At 41.4% G+C, this 25,967-nt stretch carries 23 protein-coding genes; 11 read left to right on the forward strand and 12 right to left on the reverse strand.

Annotated features, from left to right (window positions below; genetic code table 11):
* The first annotated feature begins 72 nt into the window (after window positions 1–72).
* From ACLI1A_RS04845 to ACLI1A_RS04870, 6 genes are all read left to right on the forward strand, one after another.
* Window positions 73–615, forward strand: a complete 543-nt coding sequence (locus tag ACLI1A_RS04845; RefSeq protein WP_411406675.1) for an IS1096 element passenger TnpR family protein — start codon at window positions 73–75, stop codon at window positions 613–615.
* 61 nt (window positions 616–676) lie between these two features.
* On the forward strand, window positions 677–1,036 hold the full coding sequence (locus tag ACLI1A_RS04850; RefSeq protein ID WP_411406677.1) for a four helix bundle protein: 360 nt from the start codon (window positions 677–679) through the stop codon (window positions 1,034–1,036).
* 50 nt (window positions 1,037–1,086) lie between these two features.
* Entirely contained in the window at window positions 1,087–2,145 is a 1,059-nt protein-coding gene (locus ACLI1A_RS04855; RefSeq protein ID WP_411406679.1) for a nucleoid-associated protein, read from the forward strand.
* Window positions 2,146–2,378: 233 nt separating this feature from the next.
* Window positions 2,379–3,179, forward strand: a complete 801-nt coding sequence (locus tag ACLI1A_RS04860) for a hypothetical protein (RefSeq protein WP_411406681.1) — start codon at window positions 2,379–2,381, stop codon at window positions 3,177–3,179.
* Between the two features lie 444 nt (window positions 3,180–3,623).
* Window positions 3,624–7,646, forward strand: a complete 4,023-nt coding sequence (locus ACLI1A_RS04865; protein WP_411406683.1) for a T9SS sorting signal type C domain-containing protein — start codon at window positions 3,624–3,626, stop codon at window positions 7,644–7,646.
* Window positions 7,647–7,743: 97 nt separating this feature from the next.
* The gene (locus ACLI1A_RS04870; protein ID WP_411406685.1) at window positions 7,744–8,169 is read left to right on the forward strand and encodes a DUF1456 family protein; all 426 of its coding nucleotides are present in this window, start codon (window positions 7,744–7,746) and stop codon (window positions 8,167–8,169) included.
* A gap of 71 nt (window positions 8,170–8,240) precedes the next feature.
* On the opposite strand, the gene ACLI1A_RS04875 is transcribed toward ACLI1A_RS04870, so the two are convergent.
* The 4 genes from ACLI1A_RS04875 to ACLI1A_RS04890 form a co-directional block, all read right to left on the reverse strand.
* On the reverse strand, window positions 8,241–8,900 hold the full coding sequence (locus ACLI1A_RS04875; protein ID WP_411406687.1) for a DUF4279 domain-containing protein: 660 nt from the start codon (window positions 8,898–8,900) through the stop codon (window positions 8,241–8,243).
* A gap of 6 nt (window positions 8,901–8,906) precedes the next feature.
* Window positions 8,907–9,209, reverse strand: a complete 303-nt coding sequence (locus ACLI1A_RS04880; protein WP_411406689.1) for a hypothetical protein — start codon at window positions 9,207–9,209, stop codon at window positions 8,907–8,909.
* Window positions 9,210–9,295: 86 nt separating this feature from the next.
* Complete coding sequence (locus tag ACLI1A_RS04885; RefSeq protein ID WP_411406691.1) at window positions 9,296–9,865, reverse strand: cytochrome b/b6 domain-containing protein; 570 nt, start codon at window positions 9,863–9,865, stop codon at window positions 9,296–9,298.
* A 29-nt stretch (window positions 9,866–9,894) separates the two neighbouring features.
* Window positions 9,895–10,785, reverse strand: a complete 891-nt coding sequence (locus ACLI1A_RS04890; RefSeq protein ID WP_411406693.1) for a cation diffusion facilitator family transporter — start codon at window positions 10,783–10,785, stop codon at window positions 9,895–9,897.
* A gap of 257 nt (window positions 10,786–11,042) precedes the next feature.
* On the opposite strand from ACLI1A_RS04890, the gene ACLI1A_RS04895 reads away from it, so the two are divergent.
* The 4 genes from ACLI1A_RS04895 (at window position 11,043) to ACLI1A_RS04910 (ending at window position 15,201) form a co-directional block, all read left to right on the forward strand.
* The gene (locus ACLI1A_RS04895) at window positions 11,043–11,522 is read left to right on the forward strand and encodes a hypothetical protein (RefSeq protein WP_411406695.1); all 480 of its coding nucleotides are present in this window, start codon (window positions 11,043–11,045) and stop codon (window positions 11,520–11,522) included.
* Between the two features lie 10 nt (window positions 11,523–11,532).
* Entirely contained in the window at window positions 11,533–12,003 is a 471-nt protein-coding gene (locus ACLI1A_RS04900) for a hypothetical protein (RefSeq protein ID WP_411406697.1), read from the forward strand.
* Between the two features lie 59 nt (window positions 12,004–12,062).
* Window positions 12,063–12,626 carry a DUF4256 domain-containing protein gene (locus ACLI1A_RS04905; protein ID WP_411406699.1) on the forward strand — a complete coding sequence of 188 codons (564 nt, stop codon included), beginning with the start codon at window positions 12,063–12,065 and terminating at the stop codon, window positions 12,624–12,626.
* 109 nt (window positions 12,627–12,735) lie between these two features.
* Window positions 12,736–15,201 carry a DUF5686 and carboxypeptidase regulatory-like domain-containing protein gene (locus ACLI1A_RS04910; protein WP_411406701.1) on the forward strand — a complete coding sequence of 822 codons (2,466 nt, stop codon included), beginning with the start codon at window positions 12,736–12,738 and terminating at the stop codon, window positions 15,199–15,201.
* Between the two features lie 73 nt (window positions 15,202–15,274).
* On the opposite strand, the gene ACLI1A_RS04915 is transcribed toward ACLI1A_RS04910, so the two are convergent.
* The gene (locus ACLI1A_RS04915) at window positions 15,275–17,905 is read right to left on the reverse strand and encodes a valine--tRNA ligase (protein WP_411406703.1); all 2,631 of its coding nucleotides are present in this window, start codon (window positions 17,903–17,905) and stop codon (window positions 15,275–15,277) included.
* Window positions 17,906–18,062: 157 nt separating this feature from the next.
* Here ACLI1A_RS04915 and ACLI1A_RS04920 point away from each other — a divergent pair, with 157 nt between their 5' ends.
* Window positions 18,063–18,491, forward strand: coding sequence for a DUF1573 domain-containing protein (locus ACLI1A_RS04920; RefSeq protein ID WP_411406705.1), 429 nt, complete (start codon window positions 18,063–18,065; stop codon window positions 18,489–18,491).
* Between the two features lie 46 nt (window positions 18,492–18,537).
* Here the strand turns inward: ACLI1A_RS04920 and ACLI1A_RS04925 are convergent, their stop codons facing one another.
* The 7 genes from ACLI1A_RS04925 to ACLI1A_RS04955 form a co-directional block, all read right to left on the reverse strand.
* Window positions 18,538–19,785 carry a cation:proton antiporter gene (locus ACLI1A_RS04925; RefSeq protein WP_411406707.1) on the reverse strand — a complete coding sequence of 416 codons (1,248 nt, stop codon included), beginning with the start codon at window positions 19,783–19,785 and terminating at the stop codon, window positions 18,538–18,540.
* Between the two features lie 129 nt (window positions 19,786–19,914).
* The gene (locus ACLI1A_RS04930) at window positions 19,915–20,910 is read right to left on the reverse strand and encodes a glycoside hydrolase family 43 protein (RefSeq protein ID WP_411406709.1); all 996 of its coding nucleotides are present in this window, start codon (window positions 20,908–20,910) and stop codon (window positions 19,915–19,917) included.
* 82 nt (window positions 20,911–20,992) lie between these two features.
* Window positions 20,993–22,141: an alpha-hydroxy-acid oxidizing protein gene (locus tag ACLI1A_RS04935; RefSeq protein WP_411406711.1), complete on the reverse strand. Its 1,149-nt coding sequence runs from the start codon at window positions 22,139–22,141 to the stop codon at window positions 20,993–20,995.
* A gap of 306 nt (window positions 22,142–22,447) precedes the next feature.
* Complete coding sequence (gene ettA / locus ACLI1A_RS04940) at window positions 22,448–24,142, reverse strand: energy-dependent translational throttle protein EttA (RefSeq protein WP_411406713.1); 1,695 nt, start codon at window positions 24,140–24,142, stop codon at window positions 22,448–22,450.
* 53 nt (window positions 24,143–24,195) lie between these two features.
* Entirely contained in the window at window positions 24,196–24,372 is a 177-nt protein-coding gene (locus tag ACLI1A_RS04945; RefSeq protein WP_411407215.1) for a CAL67264 family membrane protein, read from the reverse strand.
* A 76-nt stretch (window positions 24,373–24,448) separates the two neighbouring features.
* Entirely contained in the window at window positions 24,449–25,282 is an 834-nt protein-coding gene (locus ACLI1A_RS04950; protein WP_411406715.1) for a S1 RNA-binding domain-containing protein, read from the reverse strand.
* Window positions 25,283–25,412: 130 nt separating this feature from the next.
* Complete coding sequence (locus ACLI1A_RS04955) at window positions 25,413–25,961, reverse strand: hypothetical protein (RefSeq protein WP_411406717.1); 549 nt, start codon at window positions 25,959–25,961, stop codon at window positions 25,413–25,415.
* Between the last annotated feature and the right edge of the window lie 6 nt (window positions 25,962–25,967).

Genomic DNA, 25,967 nt, shown 5'->3' on the forward strand with positions numbered 1-25,967 from the left:
TTTTTTTCTAAAAATCCAAAAACAGAAATATAGAATTAATGGCTACCTTTGGCCTAAATAATTACGAAGAAAATGGTTTACAAATTTAGGGTAATCCTGGATGCTGAAGAGGATGTATTCAGGGACATAGCTATATTAGAAGAAGATACGCTGGAAGACCTGCATAACGCTATTATTAATGCGTTTGGCTTTGACGGACTGGAACCGGGTTCTTTTTACACCAGTGACGACGAATGGAGCCAGGGTGATGAAATTCCGCTTTTTGACACCGGCGATACCCCGGGCGAGCAAAAAACTATGGCAGACTATCCGCTTAACGCTATTTTAAACGAGGACGCTACTAAGATTATCTATGTATACGATTTCCTTAATATGTGGACTTTCTTTGTAGAACTTGCCGCAATAGAAGAATCAGAATCAGGTGCTACGTACCCAGACCTGCTTTTTGCTCACGGTGAAATGCCTGCAAGTGCTCCTGAAAATGCGTTTAGCGCAGATATGGATGATGATATTTATGGCGAGTTTGACGACGACTATGACGAAGAAGACATGGATATGTTTAACGACGAAGGCTTTGAAGACATAGGTGGTTACGACGACCATAATTGGAATTAAAAGAAAAAGCGTCTGAGCTTCTTAGCTTTTAAGCCCCTTAGCCAAGCACCAAAATTTAGATATGGGAAATTTCAGGAATTTGCTCATTTGGCAAAAGTCAATGGTCCTAGTTACTAAAATTTATGAAGTAACTCAAGCTTTCCCTAAAGAAGAGGCTTATGGCCTTACAAGCCAAATAAGGCGTTGCAGTGTATCAATACCCAGTAATATTGCCGAAGGCTATGGAAGGGGTGGTGATATAGAACTGAAACGTTTTTTTGGTATTACCCTTGGGTCTCTTTTTGAATTACAAACCCAAATTGAAATAGCATATAATATTAAGTATATTGATGAAGCTACTTTCAAAAAACTTTACGAGAATACTCGTGAGCTTGAAATAATGCTCATGTCATTTATTAATAAAATTAAACACGACAGCTAATGTTGTTTGCTAAGAAGCTAAGCAACTAAGTAGCTAAGTAGCTCTAAAAAATGATTAACTTATTTAATGCACATATAGATTGCCTTTCGGTGCACCGCGTGGGCAACAAAAGCCGCAGTGAGGCTATATTTTTATCGGAAACACCTTATGCACTTAGCGATGAGCTTACACCACTACTAAAGGAGTATTTCTTTAAACCGTTTCGAGAAAAGGAAGAAAACTACTACCAGTTTGCCCACGATGTGGATTTGGACTATAATGATATGTACAACTACGCTTCGGAAGTGTTTAATAACCCCGGAGCTGCGCATGAGGTATCTAAGAAAATAACCAAACACCTTTTTGAGCAAAGTAACCACCCGCATATAAAAAATGGCGAAGTGTATGTGCTGTACCTTACAAACCTTACTGTAGATAATAACCCTGTAGATGCTATAGGCATTTTTAAAAGTGAGATTAAAACCGACTTCCTTTTGGTAGACGAGGAAGGCACTAACCTGGAAATGAAGTTGCAACAGGGTATCAACCTTAATAAGCTGGACAAAGGCTGCCTTATATTTAACTACAAAAAAGAAGAAGGCTACAAAATACTTACTATAGACCATAACCGCTACGACGCCCGCTACTGGCTGGAGCATTTTCTTAGTGTAGATGTTTTTCAGGATGAAAACTTTATGACTAAGAAGTACATGCAGTTTGTAAAAGACTTTGCAAAAGATGTAGTACTGCCGGCTGAAGATAAAAAAGAGGAAGTAATGTTTATGAACCGTTCGGTTAACTATTTTGCTAAGAACGACGAGTTTGAAGAAACGGCTTTCCTTAATGAGGTATTGGACAACCCGGATCTGATACCTGAATTTAAAAATTACAAGGTAGAAAAAGCACCTAAGTACAGCATAGAAGATGTGACTAACTTCCCTATTGCTAATGCTGCCGTAACTGATGCCAGAAAAAAAATAAAGAACGTAATTAACCTGGACACTAATATTCAGATTAAACTGGATTTTGTGAATGCAGATAGTGCAGAGAAATTTGTGGAAAAAGGCTGGGACGAAGAAAAACAGATGTACTACTATCTGGTTTACTTTAATAAAGAACAAAAGAGCTAATACCCACAGCAAATATTATATAGAAAGCACCCGGATAAAATTCGGGTGCTTTTTTTAGATACAGTAAGAAACGTTTATTTTTAGCAAAAAATACCAAGAATAAGACTACAAAAAGTATCGACAAACGGTTGAACTGAGCTAAACAACCGCTGAACTGCATAAAAATGCATATTTAGGTAAATTTAATGTTAAATATTACCATATTAATAATTTTACAGTAGTAAATTTAAGATATGGAAAAAATATACACCCCTAAGATTGCTACATTCTTAATGCTTTTTATGGCATTTGGATCAGCTAAAGCTGCTGAAAATGTAGTATTTACAACCGGTTTGCAGGTACAGCCTGTTACTACTACTTCTACTGTTTCGCGTTTATACCTTGATATTTTAGATTCGGCAGGAATTGCTGCACAAACACTTATTGTATACATGTCTCCATGTACAGAAGGCATAGATTATGGTTTTGATGCAAGCATTTTTCCACAATCAAATGTAACCTCTATCTACACAATTGTAGAAGACTATCATTTAATTATACAGGCACTACCCGAATTTAATGATTCCGGTAATGTTGTATTGGGGTATACGGCATCGGCAGCAGGTACCTATACTATAAACATAAACCATTATGAAGGTGTATTTTCGGAAGGACAAAATGTGTATATCAAAGACAATTTAAATGGAATTACAACAAACTTAAGTGAGGGTAGCTACAGTTTTACCAGCACAGCAGGCGAGTTTAACGACCGTTTTCACGTACAGTATACCCCTAATGCTCTAGGAACCGATGCGGTTACGGAACTAAATTCAAATGTAACTGTATTTCAAAATGCAGGAGGCATAAATATAAAATCGGATACTGCAACTATTACCGGCATTACCTTATATGACATTAACGGCAGGAAACTACATGGTAAATCAGGCCTCAACCTTACTGAAATAGTAATAGATGCGATTGAAGCAAAAAAACAACTGCTCATTATTCAGATATATACTTCAAAGGGCATGATTTCTAAAAAAATAGTTTTTTAGAAACATAGACTCAACGAATAAAAAAACGGGATTGTAAGTTTATACAATCCCGTTTTCTATTTAAAGACTATCTCATTCTAAGATAGTATAGTCAGTCTACTTATTATTGAAATGGAAATTACCTCCGAATGAATTTGCTCTTGCATTAACCTATTTCAAAACGGTCTAATGAGTAAAATTCTGTTACTACACAGAATTTTCTTAGTAAAACACTCGTAATATTTACTCTAAACACAAATCTTTCACAAAAAGCCTAACATATGTTAACCAACTGTTTTACAACAACTTCAGTTTTGTGTGTTAAAAATTGAATAATTAACTAAAAAAAAATTAAAACATAGAAAAGTGTGTAATTCGTCGGTTAAAAATGCATTTTAACGATTGCGCAAAATATTTCAAAGGATTTTGATGCTACTTTTGTGGCAACAACACCAAGTAAAACCTATGAAAAATATTACGAAATTCTTCTCATTATTTATTTTATTAATGAGCGTAACCACCTCATTTTCACAAGCTCCCACGGTAACAGCAACTTCACCTACTAATGTTACTTACCGTACCACAATGACTATTACCGGTACAAACTTTACATCTGGCACCTCTGTAAACTTCTATGCAAGTGGTAGTAGTGGTACCTCAGTAGCGGCTCTTAGCACTACATACGTTTCGTCTACAAAGCTTACGGTTGTGGTACCGGCAGTAATAGCTACGGGCAATGCCGCAGCAACAAAATACCTAAGCGTATCTAAAACAGTATCGGGCACAGTATTAACCAGTAATGCAGTAGCGTATACCTTTACCCCATGCGCTGCAACGCCAAGCAGTTCTGTAGTAAACCGTATTATAACAGACTATAATGGCTACTGGAGTAGTGGAAACGGCTCGACCTATGCTGTAAACAGTACAATGCCCGACCTGCAACACAGCCTTATGGCTTTTAGATATGGTACCACACTGTACAGTACCGGTAGCGAAACTGCTATAACAAATGTATTAGGTGGCAGTAATGCTACAACTACAGGAACATACACAACAGGTAACTGGCGCGCCATACCTATTAATAGCATTTCAGGGAATGTACCTTCAAGCTCATCGGTATATATTGTTCTTGCAGGTCTTATAGACGGTAGCGCTACAACATCAGTATCCACTGCTCCGTCTGTGGTAGGCCTTTCTGCCCGTGATGTCCTTATAGACGGTACACGCGGACTTGGATTAGGAACAGGTTTAACAAACCTGCCATCTACCAGCCCTTTGTCATTTGATTCAGGATCTATCGTTGCAGAAAAATCAACAGACGGAGTGCCGGATATTATGGTTACCCAAATTGCCGACCCCACTAATTCTGCTTTTACCACCTACTGCTTTGTTGATGTAAACGGTAATATTGTGGGTAATCCTGTAGAGATAAACATGTACTCAATATCAAAGTTAGGCACTTACAAAAGTGATTTCTTTACACTTACATCGGGGCAGTCGTTTAACACCGCCACTGTAAATGGTGTAGGAAACCCAGGAGGGCCCACCAGGGATATACGCATACTAGCGTATCAACTTTCAGATTTTGGTATTAACGAAACTAACAGAACAGCTGTTAAACGTTTTCAGGTACTTACAAATGGTACTGACGATATGGCCTTTATGGCGTACAACAGGGATACTTTTGAGGTACCTGCGCCTGAAATTGCTAACCAACCAGCAGACCAGAATTTATGCCCGGGTAGTACCGCAACATTTACCGTTACGCTTACTAATAATTCTACCGGTACCGAATCTCCTACATATCAGTGGGAAAAAAACGGTGTGGCAATATCTAATGGTGGTAATGTAAGCGGAGCCACATCGGCTACTCTAACTATAACCAATATAACCTCGGCAGATTACGGTATTTACCGCTGTGTGGTTACTAATGTTACAGGTGCGGCTTTTAGTAATATGGCTTACCTAAACAGTATTTTCTTAACCACTACATCGAGTACAGGTTTTAACACCTGCCTGGGCACCTCATCTACATTAACCGCTACGGGAACGGGCACTAACCCACAATATCAATGGTATTTAACATCTAACAATGGTACTGGTACTACAACAACAGGTGGGACTGCTATAAGCGGAGCTACCTCATCAACATACACTCCACCGGTAACCGAAGCCGGAACAAAACGTTATTATGTGGCTACCTATCCTGTAGGTATGAGCTGTGCCCCAACTTATTCTAATGTAATGCAGGTAACAGTATATGGAACACCTGTGGCAGGTACTACAGCAGCAACCCAATCAACAATTTGTTCAGGTAATACAGCTTCTTTAACACTAAGCGGATATTCGGGTACAATACAATGGCAGCAGTCTACTGATAACAGTAACTGGAGTTATATATCAAATGCTACTGCTGCAACCTACACTACGGCAGCATTAACAACAAATACTTATTACAGGGCTATGGTAGGCAGCGGTACCTGTAGTACAGTAACGTCTACTGTAACCCTTATAACGGTAACTCCAGCAGTAAACGGCGGTAGTCTTCCTTCATCACAGGCTGTATGTAACGGTGACCTGCCTGGAGCGCTTACCCTTACAGGTTATACAGGAAACGTAGTACACTGGGAACGTTCTGCAACCGCTGATTTTGGAAGCTATACAACTATAAATAATACAACTGCCACACTAAGTAGTAACGAAATAGGAACACTTTCTGCTACAACCTACTTCCGTGCATTAGTACAAAGTGGTAACTGTGGCTCAGCTTACTCTGGTGTGGCTATTCTTTCTGTAGGCTCTACAATATGGGATGGTACTTCATGGAGTAATGGTTTCCCGTCTGGCGGAACAGCAGTAATATTCAATGCAAATTATACCGCAACATCAAGCTTTGCTGCATGTACACTTACAGTACAAAACAATGCACAGGTGGTGGTACCATCAGGGTATACTGCAACAGTACAAAATGCTGTGAATGTAGCCACAGGCAGTAGCCTTACTTTTAATAACAACGCAGCTCTTGTACAGGTTAATAATGCTACAAACACAGGAAACATAACCGTGCATAAAACAACCAACCCGCTATACAGGCTGGATTACACACTATGGTCTTCTCCGGTAGACGGACAAAACCTGTTCAATTTCTCTCCGGCTACAGCAAGCAGCCGTTTCTATGAGTACAAATACGATTACTCAGAAAATGCAAATCTTTACTCAACAGTAAACAGCGCCATGAACTTTGTTACCGCCAAAGGGTTCCTTATCCGTATGCCCAATGTGCTTACAGCTAATGTAACAGGCACTACAAACGGCGGTGTAACCACACCGTCTGAATATGCAAACGGAACCGGAAACTACCTATTTGATGGAGTGTTTACAGGAGTACCCCATAATGGAACAATTACGTACCCGCTATCTACTGAAGGTAATCTTTATACTGCTATAGGTAACCCATACCCCTCACCAATAAGTATAATTGACTTCTTTAATGCTAACAGTGATGTTATGAACATGGCATCGGGTATCTATCTGTGGAGAAAACGTAACAACCAAAACAATCCTACATATGCTACTTTAAGCCAGGCAGGGTATGTAGCCAACCCTGCAGAAGGTGGTGGTTCAGATTTGGCAAGTTTCTTCTCAGGATTAAATACATCATGGGTACTTTCGCAAGGGCAGGGTTTCTTTGTAAAAACCAAAAGTGGTGTTACTAATCCACAAATTACCTTTACAAACAGTATGCGCCGTGCAACTCCGGGTGCATCAATGGCCTTCTTCAAGTCGGCTGCTGCAGCCGCAACTGTCAGTACAGAAACCCCTTCACGTTTTTGGCTGAACCTTACAGGCGATAACAACGCAGCGAGCCAAACCATGATAGGATACTTTAACGAAAGTACATTGGGGATTGATTATGGCTATGATGCAAAACAGTTTACCGAAGGCGGTATGCCGGTAATGTATTCTATTGCCGAAGAAACACCACTTGCCATACAGGCAAGGCCGGGCTTCGAAAACTCAGATGTTGTATCTGTGGGCTTTACCACCCCAGCAGCAGGTACATTTACAATAGCGCTGGATCATGCAGAAGGCATCTTTACCGAAGGACAGAAAATCTATGTTAGAGATAATGTAGAAGGCCTTGTAAGAGATCTTACTCAATATGATTATACATTTACTACTGAGGCAGGTACATTTAATACACGTTTTGAAGTATTCTACACTACTCAGGCACTGAGTACAGATAATCCTACCCTTACAAACAACAACGTAATTGTATACACAGAAGGTGCAACAATAGGCATAAACAGCGGTAACACCCTAATGAACAGTGTAGCAATTTACGACATGCGCGGAAGGCAACTTTACAGCCAAAACGGCATTAACAACTCTCAAGTGAAAATAAGTAATCTAACAGCAGAACAGCAGGTACTTATCGTAGAAATAAATACTGTAAACGGTAAAGTAAGCAAACGCATTGTCTTCTAAGCCCCCTTTATATATTGTTCCCCCAATAACCGTCACATTGTGGCGGTTATTTTTTTAACCGCCATTAAAAAAAGGCTACCTTTGCAAAAAATAGTACATGAACAACAACGATATATTCAAAAAGCTAAGAGTGGCACTGCAACTGCGCGATGACCAGATTGTAGAAATACTACAGCTTGTTGATTTCAGGATTACCAAAGCCGAATTGGGCGCTTTTTTCCGTAATGCAGACCACCCTAACTATATGGATTGTGGCGACCAGGTATTACGAAACTTCCTTAACGGGCTTATAATCCACTTGCGCGGCACTAAGGATAACCCAAGAGACCCAAAAGTAATATTGGATCAAAACAAACAGGCTGTAAAAACTGCCAGGCCAAAGCAGGAAAGTACAGATAATAAACCGGCTGCTAAGGCGCCAGCTAAAAAGCCTTTTAAAAAAGCTGCGCCACCAAAAGCTAAAAAGCCAATTCCGGTAGTGGAAAAAGTTCGTTTTAAAAACGGAAAAAGTAAAGACAAGTAATCTGACTAGTCCTAAAATAACAAAGCAGCCCACTTGAGGCTGCTTTGTTATTTTTGGCTATAAAGAAGAAACTAATCACCGCTGTATAATCTTTTTCCGCTTGGATAAATATCAAATGTAAGACCAAGATTAAGTTCAGACAGTCGTTTCATTAAAACACTTTCCAGCCAAAGCCCTGTAAAACTGGCCACATCATTATGATAGATAATGGTAACAAAAATCTCATGGCACAAGGTTTTTTCAGATAGGTGTTTTATTCCTTCACTATCCGTTTCAAGTACATCCAGAAAAGCGGCTAGTTTATCCAAAAAATCCGCAGGGTCATCGGTACTTACAAACTCGAGTCCGTTATAATCATACTCAAAGCCCCTGCCACATTTTTCGCCTTTTTTAATTATAGTTGTAGGCAAAACAGTAGTTAAACCAAGTAAATCTTCTAATTCTAATTCCTTTGAAACAGCAGTGTAGCTAATACGCACAAAAGGAGCCGTTTCTACACATGAAAGCACTACCTCCTTTTCTATATCAAACAAAAAAAGAAGATAAAAAGACTCATCTTTAACCACCACATAAGCCTTTGCAATTGCATTAACATTGTCTATGTCAACTTTAATAACCTGAGGTAAACCATTTTTATAAAGCGGTTGCAGTACTTTTAAATACTCACCCGTCATGAAGAAAGAAGGGTTTTGCAATTCCTCCGCAACAAGTTGCTTAATATGGTTGGTCATGTATAATTATTTATTCTTACGGTTATTTACAACCTTCTTAACCTCAACAGTTGGGGTACGGAAAATACTTCCCTTATAATCCTTCAGGGGCTCACGGTTGCGGTAGCGTTCTATATCTTCCCAGGTAGCACACTTTTCGTTATAGCTTTCGCCATCTACAATTACAGGCAGTGTTACGGTTTCTACACCGCTCAAATCTTCCCCCAGGTAATCAGCTACATCGTCTATGGCATAAAACCATTCGCGGTCAAACTGCAACTTGCGCACAGAAGCATCTTTCCGCATAAGGGCCTCAGTAATCTTTTTCATATCGGTAAAAATAGCAAAAAACCAAAGATACGGCACATAACAATACCGCACTTTGGTTTTTAAAAGATGTTTATTGGGGTAACAGCTTATTTGTCGCCGCTAATCATTTTAGAGATAATACCGCGCTCTTTTCCGGTTTCGGCAAGGAGTACACCGGCAGTATGTATTACTATAAAGGCTATCATGTATACGGTGCCTTTTTCGTGCAGCTCTTCCATTTCATGATGAATACTGCCCGGGCCAAACTCCATAAGCAGTGCCGAAATTAAAGACATGGCAAGCAATACATAAAATACTATATATACCCATGATTTAAACTTATCTTTTCCGCTAACGTCTTTTTTAAACGGATTAGGAAATGCTGCACCCTGGGTAAAAGTAATAATAAGGCGTATTATAAACAGGCCCAGTATTACATAACCGGCAAGTTCGTGTGTTTCCCACATAGGGTGGCGTATAGCACCGGCAACACCGCGGGCTGTATCGTCATCTACCGTAAGGCTTTTTTCAGCCAGGTTGTGCTGTATGGTTTGTGCCATTCCGCCTTTGTTCATCCAGCCGATGCGCAAAAACACGGTAAGCATAAGGTAAAGAAAAGTAAATGCAATGCCCCAGTGTATAAGCCTGTTGGCAAGTGTAAAACGTTTTTCGTTCATATCTGTATTTGTTTTTAGGTTTGGTGTACTTAATCTATGTGCCCATCGGGCTCTATATGGATGTGAATATACGCAAATTGCGGTAATGTATGCTGTATGTGGTCTTTTACGGCATGGGCTATATTGTGCCCCTCCTCTACTGTAAGATGTTTGTTAACCCACACGTGCATATCGGCATGGTTCATAATCCCCATTTTACGAATGTGCACCTTTTGTACATACACCACCCCTGCTACTTCGCTTGCCAGTTCCTTTACCCGCTCTATTAGTTCCGGCTGCAGATTTTCGTCCAGCAGTTCCCCTATGGCAGGGCGGGCTATCAGCCAGGCATTTATTACAATTATTATGGCAGCAATAAGCGCAGCCCAGTCATCGGCCACTTCATAACCCGGTCCGCCCAGTATGCCAATGGTAATGCCTATAAACGCAGCACCGCTGCTTATGGCATCACTACGATGATGAAAAGCATCGGCCTTTACCGCACCACTGTTCAGCTCTTCCCCTGTTTTAAGCACATAACGGTACAGCAGCTCTTTGGTTATAATCACCCCTGCCAGTATTATAAGCGTAAACGCCTTAGGTGCCTTGTGCGGAGTATTTATATTATGCACACTATCTACTGCTATAAGCGCAGCTGCTCCACAAAGCGCCAGGGCTATACCCAGTGCTATAAGTGCTTCGGCCTTGCCATGCCCGTACGGGTGTTCTTTGTCGGCAGGCTTGCCACTCCATTTAAGGCCTACATACAGTAAGCCACTGGTTACTATATCGGTAGTGCTTTCTATAGCATCGGCAATAAGGGCATAAGAATTACCAAAAATACCGCCCAATGCCTTAGCCACAGCAAGTATGCTGCTTACTACTATACCGGTAAGGGTGGTTTTTAGCCCGGCATCGTGTGCCTCGGTTGTTTCTTTCATTATTGTAACCAGGGTAAAGTTAAATTTTGCACAGCAATCCTGTAAAAAATTGCGGCGCATAACGGCTAAACTGCGGTAAACAAAACTACGGCTTAACCATGAAACAAAAGTACATTTTCCTGAGACGTTTTTCAACAAAACAAACAAACCTTAACAGCAAACACCTAACCAAAACAGCCATTTTTATTTATATTTGAACCGCAACCACATAAGCTAAAACATAATAAACCAATAATCTTTAGAGAGGTAATAAAGCCATGAAAAGAACACTACTAATTGTATTTACCTTCGTATTCCAATTTATACATGCGCAGCAAAACAACCGCTTGCAGGAACTAAAACCTACCGATGCTGCTATTAATACCATTGTAGAAACAGTGTACAACAACTCTCAACGTTTTATGCCGGACCAGCGTGTGTACCTTATGAATTTTATAAAGCAAAACAATACCTACGATATAAGGGTAGCCTTACCCCCTGATAATTCGCAACCCCTGAAAGACAAAAAGTATACCCTGGGAGGATACTTTATGTACAACGGCATTGTGGTTGTGGTTATCGGTGAAACCGGTAAGCTCTTTACAAAAACCGGAGACAGTATTTCGGGTGCATGGCTGAATAAAGCACCAGATGACGAAAGTGCGCTTGTAGGAGAAATGCCGGTATGGCAATTTATATTAAGTGAAGGTAAAGTTGAAAATGTAGAGAACAGTACCGTAAATTTGTTTGATAAATAATATTTTTAGTATGAATACCTTACACCGCCAATTATTTTATTTACTGTGTAGTTTATTATTTACCTGTACCACATGCACAGCACAGGATAAATCTGAAATAGACGCTTTCTTTAAAAAGCTCGCGCATGCAAGTGAAAAAATAAACACGACTGTTAATGCAAGTTTTCAGTTAAGCTTTGCACCTGATGCCGGCTATATCTTTAAATTAACAGAAGACGGACTGTATCAATACACCTTATTTTCATTTGTAGGACGAGACGAAGGATGGTTCCTTGAAGAAGGCACCTATACCATAGTAAATAACAGGATATTTTTAGAGCCGAAAAAACATATAGGAAAACAAAAAATATTAACTGAGTATAACTTTTATTTATTTACTGTAAAAAGACGAATCAAAAAATCATTAGAAGAATCAGTTCTAATGAGAAAAGATATTGAAGAAAAAGACTATTACCTCTATAAATGGTATATTACGCAATAGTCTTCCGTTTGGTCTTCAGGTGTTTTTAGTATCTTAGCATACAATCAAACAACAACAGTATGGCCACATCAAAAACACTATCCCCGCAGGAAACTGAAGCGCTTATAAGCATACTCAAAACCCGGTTCGGGAAAAACTCAAAACGACATGAGGGCATAGAGTGGCCCGCCGTACAGGCAAAGCTTGAGGCTAATCCGCAAAAACTTTGGTCGCTAAGCGAAATGGAAGATACCGGCGGCGAACCCGATGTGGTGGGATTTGACTCCACCACAGCCGAATATTTGTTTATGGACTGTGCTGCCGAAAGCCCTAAAGGACGACGCAGCTATTGTTACGACCAAAAGGCACTGGACGAACGCAAGGAACATAAGCCTGAAAATAGTGTAGAAGCCGTAGCCGATGCTATGGGCATAGCACTACTGGACGAGGAACAATACCGCTACCTGCAACAACTGGGAGCTTTTGATGCAAAAACTTCGAGCTGGATAAAAACTCCCGATAACATTCGTAAGTTGGGTGGCGCCATCTTTGCCGACTATCGCTACGGCACTGTGTTTGTGTACCATAATGGGGCATCGTCTTATTACGCGGCACGCGGTTTTCGTGGGTTGTTACGAGTATAAGGCTTGTTTTTTGGCTAAAGCACTTTTTTTCGTATACCATACAACCTTATTGCAGCGTTATACGTCTATCCTTAAAATGAGGGCAAATCATTAACCAATAGTAACCTAAATGAAACAACTACTTACACTACTGCTGGTGCTGGCAGGCTTTTCGCTACAGGCACAAATTAAAGGGCGCATTACAGACAAATCAGGACAAGGAATTCCGTTTGTAAGCGTTGCCATAGAAAACACCTACAATAACACTACAGCCAATGAAAACGGCGGCTACGAAATAGCGGTAAAGCAACCGGGTAAATACACCCTGGTATTTCAGAGCCTGGGCTACAAAACAAAAAAAGTAGCGTTAAACGTTACCCAACTGCCCTATACCGAAAACGTAACGCTTGACGAAGATATTTATGAGCTTAAAGAATTAGTGGTAAGCAATGCTGAAGACCCTGCTTATGAAATCATCCGACAGGCTATAAAACATAAAAAAGAAAACAGCGAAAAGCTGGGACGATTTGAGGCCGACTTTTACAGCAAGGGAATATTCAGGGTGGCTAACCTGCCTAAAAAGCTTATGGGCATGACCATAGAAGCCCCTGAAGGGCTGGACAAAGAGGGCACAGGGGTTATTTACCTGAGCGAAACCGTATCGCACATTACCTTTGAACAACCCAATAAGCTAAAAGAGCGCATTATAGCCAGTAAGGTAAGTGGCAGCGACAGCGGTTTTAGCTATAACACTGCACTGGGTACCTTTTATAATTTTTATGACGATTATATCGACTTTGAAGTAAAAATGGTATCTCCTATTGCTAAAGGTGCTATGGGGTATTACAAATTCAAATTTGAAGGTAGCACGTTTGACGAACAGGGACATGAAATAAACAAGATAAAAGTAATTCCAAAAAGGGATAAAGAGCCTGTTTTTGAAGGGTATATCTATATCATCAGTGGCAGTTGGGCCATTTATGCAATAGACCTTGATGTTAAGGGCTACCGCGTGCAAATGCCTCCACTGGAAACGCTAAACCTTCAGCAGAATTTCAGCTACAACGAGTCAAACGGATTATGGGCAAAAAACTCGCAAACCTTCGACTTTAAAGCCGGAATGTTTGGCATTAACTTCTCAGGCAAGTTTACCCACGTATACAGTAATTATACCTTTCATGACGCTTTTGAAAAGAAAACTTTCGGGCATGAAATAGTATCTTACGAAAAGGAAGCCAATAAAAAAGACTCTACCTACTGGAAAACCACACGCCCCGTTCCATTAACAGATGAGGAATCTAAAGACTACGTAAAAAAAGACAGCATACGCATTGCAAAAAATGATCCGGTAAAACTGGACTCCATAGCCAAAGCTCGAAATCATTTTGCGGTAATGGACATTATTACAGGCCATACCTGGTACGGTACCCGCAAGGATACTACAGCACGTGTTATTAAAAACCAGTTTACATATAATGGTTTCGACCTGCCGTCTTACAATACGGTTCAGGGCTGGAATGTAGAAAACGGTTTCAGCTACAGCAAATACGGCAAAAAGTTTCCATTCTCGGCATCAGTTACCTTTAACTACGGCCTTGCCGAAGACAGGCTTAGGGTACGCGGAAGCTTTGCACCATACATAAAAAAGGTGGGAACCTTTTATTTTACCGGAGGTAACAGCATAGCGCAATTTAACCCAAGTGAGCCTATATCACCATTGGTAAACATGGTAAGCACTTTAGTGTTTAAAGACAATTACATGAAGTTGTATGATAAAACCTTTGCAGGGGTATCATATTCTAAAACATTGTTTGACAGGATTACCCTAACCGGAAGGGTAGAATATTCGCGCCGTAAAGCGTTGTTTAACAATACCGATTATGTACTGATTAAAAACAAGGACGATTACTTTTCGAACAACCCGCTTAACCCGTTAGACGAAACCAGTGTGCCATTTGCCACGCACTATGTAACCAAAGCCAGCATAGACGGTAGCTTTATATGGCCTTATGATTACATAAGCAGGCCCGATGGCGGTAAAATAAAGGTGAGTGAGGATATTTACCCAAGCCTGCGTTTTCATTACGAAAAGGCCGTTGCAGCAAATAAAGACGAGTACAAGTATGATTATGCAAGTGTGTTTTCTATGTACAAAACCAGTTTTTCTAACAAAGGTGACTTCGGGGTATCAGTTAAGGCAGGGAAATTCTTTGGCGCTGATGGTATCTCATTTGCCGACTACCACCACTTTAACGGTAACCAAACGCACTTTACAGATAAAGGCGACAGGCTAAGCGCATTTAATATGCTGCCATACTATACTGCCAGCACTAACAACAGTTTCCTGGAAGTGCACGCCGAGCATGATTTTAAAGGCTATATTATGAACAAAATACCGTTGCTGAACCTGCTGCAATGGAACCTTATAGTAGGCTACCACGGCCTTATGACACCTGATACCAAGCCTTACCACGAGTTTACCGTGGGCTTTGACCACATAGGCATTGGTGCATTCAGGGTACTGCGTGTAGACTTCGTTCATACACAGATAGGCAATGTAGGCTCAAACGGCGTAATGTTTGGGGTTAACCTGTAAACAACACGCGTTACACAGTACTAAAAAAGGGAACCAAATGGTTCCCTTTTCTTATGTATACAAAGGCTGTATTTTATTTAAGGCTTGCAATACTTTGCTCCAGTACGGCTATTTTAGCCAGGGCATCAGCTTCCTTTTGGCGCTCTATGGCTACTACCTTTTCTGGGGCGCTATTTACAAATTTCTCGTTGCTCAGCTTGCCCTGTACTGATTTTAGGAAACCACGGTTATAGTCAAGCTCCTGTTGTAGTTTGGCTATTTCTTCCTCTATGTTTACATTACCCGTTACCGGAATAAAATACTCATTACTCTTAACACGGAAGGTAAGTGCACCGCTTACTTTGTCTGTAATATACTCTACAGCAGTTACATTACCTAATTTAGAAATCACGCTGTCAAACGCTTCAGAAGCATTTTCGGCGTTAACCACCTTAAGCTCTATAGCATCTTTAAACGGAATGTTCTTATCTTTCCTTATGGTACGGATACCTGCAATAACCTCAGTAGCAAAATCAAAATCGGCAAGCAGTTTCTCATCATACGGTTTGGCTTCAGGCCATTTCGAAATGATAAGTGCTTCCTCAGTACTACGGTCTGCTATGTGCTGCCATATCTCTTCTGAAAGGAATGGCATAAACGGATGCAGCAATTTCAGGTTGCTTTCAAGCAGTTCTATTGCCTTAGCAAATGTAGTACTGTCTATTGGCTGCTGGTATCCCGGTTTAATCATTTCCAGGAACCACGAGCAGAAATCATCCCACACCAGCTTGTAAATAGCCATAAGCGCATCGCTGATACGGTATTTTTCAAAATGGTCTTCAATCTCTGCAAGTGTTTTTTGCAATTTGGCCTCGTACCATGCTATGGCTTTCGCCGAATGTTCCGGTTGGGCTATATCGGCTACCTCCCACCCTTTAATCAGTCGGAATGCATTCCACACCTTAGTGGTAAAGCCTTTACCCTGTGCGCAAAGTTCCTCATCAAAAAGGATATCGTTACCCGCAGAAGCACTTAATAGTAGCCCCACGCGTACACCATCGGCACCGAATTTTTCAATCAAATCCAGCGGATCCGGTGAGTTACCAAGAGACTTACTCATTTTACGGCGCTGTTTATCACGCACAATACCCGTAAGGTATACATTGGTAAACGGCTTATCTCCGGCATACTCATATCCGGCAATAATCATACGTGCTACCCAGAAGAACAGGATATCCGGTCCGGTAACAAGGTCGTTAGTAGGATAATAGTATTTAAAGTCTTCACTTTCAGGATCCATAATACCGCCAAAAACGCTCATTGGCCACAGCCATGAACTGAACCAGGTATCAAGGGCATCTACGTCCTGAGTAAGATCGTTAGCCGTTAGTGCTGCATTACCCGTTTTGGCTATTGCCAACTCCAGTGCCTGTGCAGGAGTTTCGGCTACAACAAAGTCCTCTTTGCCATCGCCATAATAATAAGCAGGTATCTGCTGGCCCCACCACAGCTGGCGCGAAATGTTCCAGTCGCGTATGTTTTCCATCCAGTGGCGGTAAGTGTTGTTAAAACGGCTTGGGTACAACTTTACTTCTTCAGTTTCAAGTACTGCTTTAATGGCCGGCTTAACAAGCTCTTCCATTTTCAGGAACCACTGATCGCTTAGCCTTGGCTCTATAACTGCCTTGGTACGTTCAGATGTACCTACTTTGTTAATGTGCGTTTCAATTTTTTCAAGGCTGCCTATAGTTTCAAGCTCCTTAGCTATTTCATCGCGCACCACAAAACGGTCTTTACCGGCATAATGCAGGCCAAAACTGTTAAGCGTAGCATCTTCATTAAATATATCTATGATTTCAAGGTTGTGCTTTTCGCCCAGTTCCTTGTCATTCACATCGTGTGCCGGGGTAACTTTTAGCGCACCCGTACCAAATTCCATGTCTACATACTCATCAAAAATGATAGGTATTACACGGTTAGCAATCGGCACAATAGCCTTTTTGCCTTGCAGGTGTGTGTAGCGCTCGTCGTTCGGGTTAATACATATAGCGGTATCACCCAAAATAGTTTCAGGGCGTGTAGTAGCTATGATAATAACATCATTAGTACCTTCTATCTGGTACTTAATGTGGTACAGTTTACCCTGACGTTCTTCATAAATAACTTCTTCGTCAGATAGTGTGGTTTTAGCTTCCGGGTCCCAGTTTACCATACGGTAACCGCGGTAAATAAGGCCTTTGTTATACAGGTCTACAAACGACCTTATAACCGAAGCACTCATGTCCGGGTCCATAGTAAACTTGGTACGCTCCCAGTCGCATGATGCGCCCAGTTTTTTAAGCTGTTCCAAAATTACACCGCCGTACTTATCAGTCCATTCCCATGCATGTTTCAGAAACTCCTCGCGGCTAAGGTCGGCTTTATTAATGCCTTCAGCTTTCAGCTTAGCCACAACCTTAGCTTCGGTAGCTATACTGGCATGGTCTGTACCCGGCACCCAGCAGGCATTAAAGCCCTTAAGGCGTGCACGGCGTATAAGCACATCCTGTATGGTATTATTTAGCATATGGCCCATGTGCAGCACCCCGGTGACGTTTGGTGGCGGGATTACTATGGTGTATGGTGTACGGCTGTCTGGCTCTGAATGAAAATAATTGTTTTTCATCCAGTAGTCGTACCACTTACTCTCTACTGCTTTTGGGTCAAATTGTGCTGGAATACTCATATATCAGTTAACTTAAATAATCATCCAAAAAAATGGTGTGAATTTTGTAAAATTAAATGCAAAAGTAACCATATAAGCACAATTACAAAAAAACACGGGCATTATTTGTGGGTACAATGGATATGTTTATTTTTACGGATATAAAATGGGTTAAACAATGAAAAAATTTTTACACTTAGTAGCCATGTTATTTATTGTTGTTGCAGCAAATGCACAACAGGGCGCCAAAATAGAGTATAAAAGCGATACCATAGATTACGGTACCACTAACAAAGACGACGATAACGGACTGAGGGTGTTTGAGTTTAAAAATACCGGCGATGCCGACCTGATAATTACCGATGTAAAATCATCTTGCGGATGTACGGTACCCAGCAAGCCAAAAGACCCTATAAAACCCGGACAAACCGGTAAAATAGAGGTGAAATACAACATGCATGCAGGCCCCATACGCAAAACAATTACGGTACAAAGCAATGCCGTAAACGTTACCGGAGGCACTGTGGTGCTAAAACTTAAAGGTGAAGTTATAGAAAAAGAAAAGGTAGACGTGCTACAAAAGAAAAAAACAATAATGGATCAGTAAAAAACATTATTAAAACCTTAATAAAAGAACCGGAAACACAGCAATGCTATTTTCCGGTTTTTTTTATGAGTTTTTGGGCTATAGTACCTACCGTAAGCCCCTGCACAAGTATACTGAATACAACACAGCAGTAAGTAGCCACAATTAAAATATTCTTGGCTTCACTGTCCGGTAAAGACAATACAAGGGCTATAGAAAGACCACCACGCAGACCTCCCCAGGCAATAATTTTCACCTCATTTTTTGTAAATGGTATAATGCTTTTAAAAATCATGGCAGGAAGACCTATAACCATAATGCGCGATAAAAGGACTACCAAAACTGAAATTGCGCCGATGATGATGTATTCGGTTTTAAAGTTGATAAATACCAAAACAAAGCCTATACTGATAAACAATACCGCATTCAGGATAACATCTACCAGCTCCCAAAACTTATGCACGTATTCCTGCGTTTTATCACTCATAGAAGCTTCACGTTTATAGTTCCCCACAAAAAGCCCCATTACCACCATGGCAAGCGCCCCTGATAAATGGAAGTAATTACTAAGGGCATACCCTCCCATTACAAAAGCAATGGTTAGCAGTACCTCGGTTTCATAATTGTCTATGCTCTTTAAAAGATAATGGAGCAGATAGCCAAGTACAAGCCCAAACAGTAAACCTCCCACAGCTTCCTGAAGGAACAAAGTACCAAAATGACTAAAGTCTATATGGTTGTTGCCTAATTTTAAGGTTTCCAGCAGGGCAACAAAAATTACCACACCTATACCATCATTAAAAAGCGACTCGCCTACTATGGTAGACTCTACCTTTTTTGATACATTGGCCTTGGTAAGAATACCTAACACCGCAATAGGATCGGTAGGTGAAATTAAAGCCCCGAAAATAAGACAATGCAATAAGCTCAGTTGAACATCAATAAGCGAGGAAACATAAAATACAACACCGCCTATTATTATGGTAGAAAACACAACGCCCGGCACTGCAAAAAACGAAATGGGTTTAAGCTGTAATTTGATTTCATCCCAACGGGTGTGTAACGAGCCTGCAAATAACAGGAACCCAAGCATTACGTCTAAAATCACGCTACTTAGCTTAACCTGGGCAAGGTATGCTTTGGTTTCAAGGTACAGTCCTAAATCCCACCAGTGCTCGCTTAAAATAAAGAGCGATAAAATAGTAGACAGAAAAAACAGCCCTATAACAAAAGGCATTTTTATAAACCGGTGGTTTATGTATGCAAATGCAGCCGACAGGCTTATTAAGGCTACCAGGATAAGATAAATGTTCATTTAATTGGTTTTAGGTACAAACATAAATTTCGTCATTTTTTAGAGAACTACCTTATTTATTATCGTTGTTTTACTAACAACCGGAAAGTTATTTACCTTTTACATAACAAATTGCCCTGAGTAAATCTTTTAAGGGATGTAAGGTTTGCCTACAATAAGGTTGTCACCGGTAATATCAACTTCAAAAAAATGAGGTACTCTGTGGTAGTGCCCGTTAATCTCCTTATGGCTATGAAGGCTCATTAACAACCTGCCATCGAGCGTTCGGAATAACATACCATGACCAAAATTTGGCGGGGTTATCGGCTGCGGCTCCTGTACCCACGGTCCGTCTAAGGTGCCGCTTACCGAATACGCCACACCCTGCGTATACACATTGTATATCCAGCTGGTCCATATCATACCCAGGCGGCCCGTACCGGTTTTAAACACATAAGGCCCATCTGTAACACGGTTTGGTACATCCTTAGCGTTTTCATCCTTTTCCCGGCTCCACGGCGAAGCACTTGCTTTAAACAGCAGCTTACCTTCCCCTATCGTACCACTCAGGTCGGACTTTAGTTCTATCTTTTCTATAGTGCCGTCTATAGCCTGAAGCCATTCGTAGCAATACACCATATAGGGCTTGCCATTTTCATCTACCCAAAAAGTACCATCGAGCGTAGGCTTATCAGCCGGCAGGTAGGTTTTGTCTTTCATAGGCACGAAAGGTCCATCCGGCTTATTGCTTACCAGCACGTGCGATGCCCTGCGTTCTATTTTGTTTCCCTTTACGGTATCTATAATAACATTCTTATTGGTAAATGTGGCAAAGTAGTAATACTTGCCCTTATATTCATGAATCTCGGCAGCCCATATCATTGGGTCCGGACCCATCCATGAAGCATCATCGGTTTTTGCCACAGCATACGGACCATCCCAAAGCTTCAGGTCTTTACTTTTCCACAGCATACCACCCGTACCTGTCATGTAGTACATATTGGTTTTCTTATCGGCCAATACAAACGGGTCGCTTAGCCTGATGGAATCAAGAGGTACATTAGTGCGTACCTCCTTATTTTTTCGTTGACCAAATGCAAATGCTGAAACCAGCAACAGGCACAAAACAATACTGTGTTTTTTCATAAAGATTATGAATAAAAAATCCGGAAAATAAAGCATTACTCCCCGGATATATTATGATTATTTCTTCTTAAAAAGCAGATAACTATTTTATAAGATGGTTCGGGAAATCCTCCACCCTTTCGCAGCACACCTGCTCCATTACCTGTTGCAGCTGCACTTTCAGCATGCTTATGGCGTGGTTACCTCCTTCGTTCCCCAATGCTGCCACGCTGTACATAAACGTACGCCCCATAAAGGTAAAGTCGGCGCCACTGGCCAGTGTACGGGCTACATCCACACCACTGCGAATACCGCTGTCCATCATTATCTTTATCTTGTCTTTATAGTTCTGTACAATGGGCTCCATAGATGCTATGGCGCTTTGCCCGGCATCGAGTTGTCTGCCGCCGTGATTTGACACTATTACTCCATCAAAACCCAGTTTAATAGCCATCTCAGTATCTTCCTCACTGGCTACTCCTTTCAGCACCAGCTTGCCGTTCCACATATCACGGATGGGTGCTATGCGTTCTTCGTTTACCCTGCCGCTAAAGGTGCGGTTCATAAACTGACCCAGTTGCTTCATGTTCATACCCTTTTCCATGTATGGTTCCAGGGTTTTAAAGCTTGGCTGCCCGTGAATCAGGGTTTTCATGGCCCATTCCGGCCTGCCCAGTATTTGCAGTATGTTTTTTAGCGTCATCCTTGGTGGCATGGCAAGACCATTACGAATGTCTCTTGGGCGTACCCCAAACGTAGGTACATCACAAAGCACAACCAATACAGGATATTCAGCAGCCTCTGCCCTTTTAATAATATCGTTACGCACTGCTGCCTCAGCCGGGTGGTACAGCTGGTACCATGCTTGGCCATGGGTTATCTCGGCTATACGTTCTATGCTGGCTGTAGTAACGGTACTCAGTATAAAAGGTATGTTATGCTCATACGCCGCCTTGGCAAGGATTTCCGGGGCATTAGGCCACATAAGTCCCTGCAGGCCTACCGGAGATATACCAAACGGTGCATCATAGGTATGCCCGAACAATTCGGTTTTTTGTTCCGATTTTATGTGTTTGCTCAGGTAGTACGGTTTAAGCTCTACCTCACGTATTTCGGCAGTATTCTTTACAAGGTTTACGTCCTCGTTACACCCGCCATCCAGATATTCAAATGCAAAGCGGGGTATTTTTTGCTTTGCTCGTTTTATAAGATCTTCTACCGATGGGTAAGTGCTGTTGTATTGTAGTTGCATTACTGGTTTACTTTGTTGTAAATGTACAATACTCTTACAGTTCATAAAAGGGCACCGGTATTTTTTTCGTGGGATAATTTTGCTTTGGGGAAAACGAGGAGATATAAGATACGGCTTTAGTCTATTAGATGAACTAACTCTGGCTATACAAAAAGATTGCCGCGCTATGCCCGCAAAGACGATGCTTGAAAAAAGCCACAAGATTTTCCGACTACGCCCAAAATAGAAAAACCCCGCTCTTTCGAACGGGGTTTGCTATTGCAGTACGGGACGTTATGACTTTAGGACTTTCGACCTTAGACTCAATTATCCCCTTATAAGTTTTTTGTATTTAATACGCTTAGGAGTAAGGTCGCCACCAAGGCGTTTCCTGCGGTTTTCTTCGTATTCAGAGAAACTGCCTTCAAAGAAGTACACCTCAGAGTCACCTTCAAAAGCAAGGATGTGCGTACATACCCTATCCAGGAACCAACGGTCGTGGCTGATGATTACGGCACAACCCGCAAAGTTGTCAAGACCTTCTTCAAGTGCACGCAGCGTGTTAACGTCAAGGTCGTTAGTAGGCTCATCCAGTAGGAGTACGTTACCTTCTTCCTTAAGTGTTATGGCAAGGTGCAGCCTGTTTCGCTCACCACCCGAAAGCGTGCTTACTTTCTTATTCTGGTCGCTTCCGCTAAAGTTAAAACGGCTAAGGTAAGCACGGCTGTTTACCTGGCGGCCTCCCATCATGATAAGTTCCTGTCCATCGGCAAAGTTTTCCCAAATTGACTTTTCAGGATCTATGTTGGCGTGGCTTTGGTCTACATAGGCAATCTTTACGGTTTCGCCCACTGCAAACTCACCTTTGTCAGGCTGCTGTTCGCCCATTATCATACGGAAAATAGTGGTTTTACCGGCACCGTTCGGCCCAATGATACCTACTATACCCGCCTGTGGCAGTGTAAAGTTCAGGTTGTCATACAATAGTTTATCACCAAAACCTTTGGCAACGCCTTTAGCTTCAATAACATTAGTACCAAGCCTTGGCCCGTTAGGTATATAAAGTTCCAGTTTTTCGTCAAGTTCCTTTTGGTCCTCGTTAAGTAGCCTGTCGTAGTTCTGTAAACGTGCTTTCTGTTTTGTCTGGCGGCCTTTGGCACCCTGACGTACCCAGTCGAGCTCGCGCTCCAGGGTCTTACGGCGCTTAGAAGCGGTTTTCTCTTCCTGCTCCAGGCGTTTTGCTTTCTGATCCAGCCAAGACGAGTAGTTACCTTTCCAAGGAATACCCTCGCCACGGTCAAGCTCAAGGATCCAACCTGCTACGTTATCAAGGAAATAACGGTCGTGCGTTACGGCGATTACCGTACCTGCATATTGCGACAAGTGTTGTTCCAGCCACAGTACGCTCTCGGCGTCAAGGTGGTTGGTAGGCTCATCCAGTAACAGTACATCAGGCTGCTGAAGCAATAGGCGGCATAGTGCCACACGGCGTTTTTCACCACCCGAAAGTACACTGATAGGCGTATCAGCATCAGGAGTGCGTAGTGCGTCCATTGCTATTTCCAGCTTGGTATCCAGTTCCCATGCGCCGGCAGCATCGATTTTATCTTGTAAATCGGCCTGGCGGTCCATCAGTTTCTGCATTTTATCGGCGTCCTCGTATACCTCGGGTAGCATAAACTGGTCGTTAATGCTGTTAAACTCCTCAAGGATGGCTACGGTTTCGGCTACGCCTTCGCGTACAATTTCTATAACCGTTTTGGTTTCGTCCAGCTTAGGCTCCTGCTCAAGGTAACCCACGGTATAACCCGGTGAAAACACCACATCGCCCTGGTAGCTCTTGTCTACACCGGCAATGATTTTTAAAAGGGTTGATTTACCCGAACCATTAAGACCAAGGATACCAATTTTAGCCCCGTAAAAGAAGCTAAGGTAAATATCCTTAAGTACCGGTTTTTGCGCTCCCTGATACGTCTTATTGACGCGGGACATTGAAAATATTACTTTCTTATCGTCAGACATTGTTAATGTTCTATTTGTTTAAAGTTTCAAGTTTAAGGTTGCTTACTCTGCCACTAAACACGCCCCTTAAGCGCATTAAAAACCCATGCTATGGAAAAAAATCCTACACCTACGGCTGCAAATCCATAACCGGCAATATCGTCGTACCGAAATGCACCAAGGCATATCAGTAAAACTCCCATAAGTACCATGATGAGTGTAGCCCATCCCAGTACAGTATTTTTATTCATCATTTCGTGTTTCCTCCTATCGTTATAGTAAAGCAAATATCGGTAAAGATTGTGTATTTATAAAATTAATATACCATTAGGATTGTATAAGGTAAATACCATCTTCTTTAATATCGATAAGCCTTTGTTTGTACAATGAGCCTATGGCTTTTTTAAACGCCTTCTTACTCATTTTCAGTACTGTTTTTATGTCCTCAGGGTGGCTGTCGTCGTGCAGGCGCAGAAACCCGCGGCTGGCGCGCAGTTCGTCCAGTATCTTTTCCGCATTTGGTTCTATGCCTTCTACACCCGGTTTTTGCAGGCTAACGTCTATCTTATTATCCGGGCGAATGGTTTTTATGTAAGCCACAAGCCTTTCACCTAAGCGAATATCGTCGTAAACATCGTTTTTGTATAGTAAGCCACGGTGCTTACTGTTTATAATTACGTTTATACCCAGATCGGTAAAGTGCGACACAATAATGTCTACTTCCTCGCCTTCGGTTACGGTAAGGGTTTCGTTGTCTAAAAACTGGCTTAGCTTGCTACTTCCGGCAAGGCGGTTGCTCTTTTCGTCCAGGTACATGTGTACCAGGTAGCGTTTACCTACTTCCATAGGGCGTGCCTGCTCCCTAAAGGGTACAAACAAGTCTTTCTCAAGGCCTATACCTACAAAGGCGCCAAACTTGTTTATAAAGTTTACACGAAGTAGTGCAAAATCATTCAGCCTGATAAGCGGTTCCAAGGTAGTGGCTACAAGGCGTTCCTCCTGGTCCAGGTAAATAAATACGGTCATTTCGTCCCCCTCATTCCATTCGGCCGGCACGTACTTGTTGGGTAACAGTACATCGGTAGAACCATCGGTAAGGTACAGGCCTACGCTGGTGCCACGCGCTATGGTAAGGGCATTGTGTTTTCCTATTTCAATCATTAATTGTTCATTATAAGCTGCAAAGGTAGTGTTTTAATGTAGCAATTGTTTAATGTAGCGATTGTATAATGTATCAATGTACCAATTAAAGGGGGCGCCAAATTGCTACATTAAAGAATTGTTACATTAACTAAATTGATTCAATCTCAGGTTCAGTTCCCTTTTTAGTATGTTGTTTTAGTTGCCAAACCTTTCCTTTATAACTAAACCGAGTAAGTCCTTCGGCTTTTTTTAACAAGATATGCTTTGAAATAAGTTGTTTTCCCGATTCAGGAAAAACAGTATCACTTGTATAATAATCTTTGTCAATAATTACTTCAATTTCTGCTTGTTCATTAGAATCCGGATTGTCATAGTTTCTAACAATGATATTAATAACATTAGAATCCCCGGTCAGAGTGGCCATAAAAGTGTCATCACAATAACCACATTTACAAAAACGGCGATAACTTTCTGTGTGGTATTTATGTACTTCCGTAACTTTATATTGCTGGTCAGTTTTTCCATTACTAAATAAAATAATATCATCTTTAGAATATGGTAACCACTCGTAGTATGCTTTGTTGTAGTCTTTCCAGCAAAAACCAACATTAATGAATAACAATATTAAGTAAATCAAGCCTAATCCCCCGATGATGACAGAAATAACTTTCAGGATTTTTTTGGTATTCTTTTTCATGATTGT

This window comes from Flavobacterium sp. RHBU_3 (genome assembly GCF_046613565.1).
In the GTDB taxonomy this organism is placed as follows: Bacteria; Bacteroidota; Bacteroidia; order Flavobacteriales; family Flavobacteriaceae; genus Flavobacterium.

Coding starts and splice junctions, on each gene's coding strand:
- ACLI1A_RS04845 (WP_411406675.1), top strand. CDS start 73: ATGGTTTACAAATTTAGGGTAATCCTGGATGCTGAAGAGGATGTATTC.
- ACLI1A_RS04850 (WP_411406677.1), top strand. CDS start 677: ATGGGAAATTTCAGGAATTTGCTCATTTGGCAAAAGTCAATGGTCCTA.
- ACLI1A_RS04855 (WP_411406679.1), top strand. CDS start 1,087: ATGATTAACTTATTTAATGCACATATAGATTGCCTTTCGGTGCACCGC.
- ACLI1A_RS04860 (WP_411406681.1), top strand. CDS start 2,379: ATGGAAAAAATATACACCCCTAAGATTGCTACATTCTTAATGCTTTTT.
- ACLI1A_RS04865 (WP_411406683.1), top strand. CDS start 3,624: ATGAAAAATATTACGAAATTCTTCTCATTATTTATTTTATTAATGAGC.
- ACLI1A_RS04870 (WP_411406685.1), top strand. CDS start 7,744: ATGAACAACAACGATATATTCAAAAAGCTAAGAGTGGCACTGCAACTG.
- ACLI1A_RS04875 (WP_411406687.1), bottom strand. CDS start 8,900: ATGACCAACCATATTAAGCAACTTGTTGCGGAGGAATTGCAAAACCCT.
- ACLI1A_RS04880 (WP_411406689.1), bottom strand. CDS start 9,209: ATGAAAAAGATTACTGAGGCCCTTATGCGGAAAGATGCTTCTGTGCGC.
- ACLI1A_RS04885 (WP_411406691.1), bottom strand. CDS start 9,865: ATGAACGAAAAACGTTTTACACTTGCCAACAGGCTTATACACTGGGGC.
- ACLI1A_RS04890 (WP_411406693.1), bottom strand. CDS start 10,785: ATGAAAGAAACAACCGAGGCACACGATGCCGGGCTAAAAACCACCCTT.
- ACLI1A_RS04895 (WP_411406695.1), top strand. CDS start 11,043: ATGAAAAGAACACTACTAATTGTATTTACCTTCGTATTCCAATTTATA.
- ACLI1A_RS04900 (WP_411406697.1), top strand. CDS start 11,533: ATGAATACCTTACACCGCCAATTATTTTATTTACTGTGTAGTTTATTA.
- ACLI1A_RS04905 (WP_411406699.1), top strand. CDS start 12,063: ATGGCCACATCAAAAACACTATCCCCGCAGGAAACTGAAGCGCTTATA.
- ACLI1A_RS04910 (WP_411406701.1), top strand. CDS start 12,736: ATGAAACAACTACTTACACTACTGCTGGTGCTGGCAGGCTTTTCGCTA.
- ACLI1A_RS04915 (WP_411406703.1), bottom strand. CDS start 17,905: ATGAGTATTCCAGCACAATTTGACCCAAAAGCAGTAGAGAGTAAGTGG.
- ACLI1A_RS04920 (WP_411406705.1), top strand. CDS start 18,063: ATGAAAAAATTTTTACACTTAGTAGCCATGTTATTTATTGTTGTTGCA.
- ACLI1A_RS04925 (WP_411406707.1), bottom strand. CDS start 19,785: ATGAACATTTATCTTATCCTGGTAGCCTTAATAAGCCTGTCGGCTGCA.
- ACLI1A_RS04930 (WP_411406709.1), bottom strand. CDS start 20,910: ATGAAAAAACACAGTATTGTTTTGTGCCTGTTGCTGGTTTCAGCATTT.
- ACLI1A_RS04935 (WP_411406711.1), bottom strand. CDS start 22,141: ATGCAACTACAATACAACAGCACTTACCCATCGGTAGAAGATCTTATA.
- ettA (WP_411406713.1), bottom strand. CDS start 24,142: ATGTCTGACGATAAGAAAGTAATATTTTCAATGTCCCGCGTCAATAAG.
- ACLI1A_RS04945 (WP_411407215.1), bottom strand. CDS start 24,372: ATGAATAAAAATACTGTACTGGGATGGGCTACACTCATCATGGTACTT.
- ACLI1A_RS04950 (WP_411406715.1), bottom strand. CDS start 25,282: ATGATTGAAATAGGAAAACACAATGCCCTTACCATAGCGCGTGGCACC.
- ACLI1A_RS04955 (WP_411406717.1), bottom strand. CDS start 25,961: ATGAAAAAGAATACCAAAAAAATCCTGAAAGTTATTTCTGTCATCATC.